Annotated in this window: 2 pseudogenes; both read left to right on the forward strand. The window is 80.2% G+C overall.

Going from position 1 to position 596, the window contains the following annotated elements:
• Nucleotides 1-325 (forward strand): annotated as a pseudogene (locus A5756_RS01795) (purine-nucleoside phosphorylase); the annotation flags it as partial.
• Between the two features lies 1 nt (nucleotide 326).
• Nucleotides 327-524, forward strand: a pseudogene (locus A5756_RS01800) (phospho-sugar mutase); the annotation flags it as partial.
• Nucleotides 525-596: the final 72 nt, after the last annotated feature.

Raw genomic sequence — 596 nt, forward strand, 5'->3', positions numbered from 1 at the left:
GCCGCGGCTGCGGGACCTCGCCCGCCAGGGCGACCCGGGACTGGCCGAGGGCGTCTACGCCGGCCTGCCCGGGCCGCACTACGAGACGCCCGCCGAGGTGCGCATGCTGCGGATGCTGGGCGCCGACCTGGTCGGCATGTCGACCGTGCACGAGACCATCGCGGCCCGGGCGGCCGGCGCCGAGGTGCTGGGGGTGTCGTTGGTCACCAACCCGGCCGCCGGGATCGGCGGCGAGCCGCTGAGCCACGCGGAGGTGCTCGCCGCCGGCGCCGCGTCCGCCAGCCGCATGGGCGCGCTGCTGGCCGACGTCGTAGCCCGGTTGTGAGATGACGCCCGAGGAGCGGATCGCCGCGGCGGAGTGGATCGCACACGATCCCGACCCGGCGACGGCCGCCGAGCTCGCGGCGTGCGGTCCCGAGGAACTCGCCGCGCGGTTCGCCCACCCGCTCACGTTCGGCACCGCCGGCCTGCGCGGTCCGGTGCGCGGCGGTCCCGACGCCATGAACGTGGCGGTGGTGTCGCGGGGGGGGGGGGGGGGGGGGGGGGGGGGGGGGGGGGGGGGGGGGGGGGGGGGGGGGGGGGGGGGGGGGGGGGGG

Source organism: Mycobacterium sp. 852002-53434_SCH5985345 (assembly GCF_001667155.1).
Taxonomy (GTDB): domain Bacteria; phylum Actinomycetota; class Actinomycetes; order Mycobacteriales; family Mycobacteriaceae; genus Mycobacterium.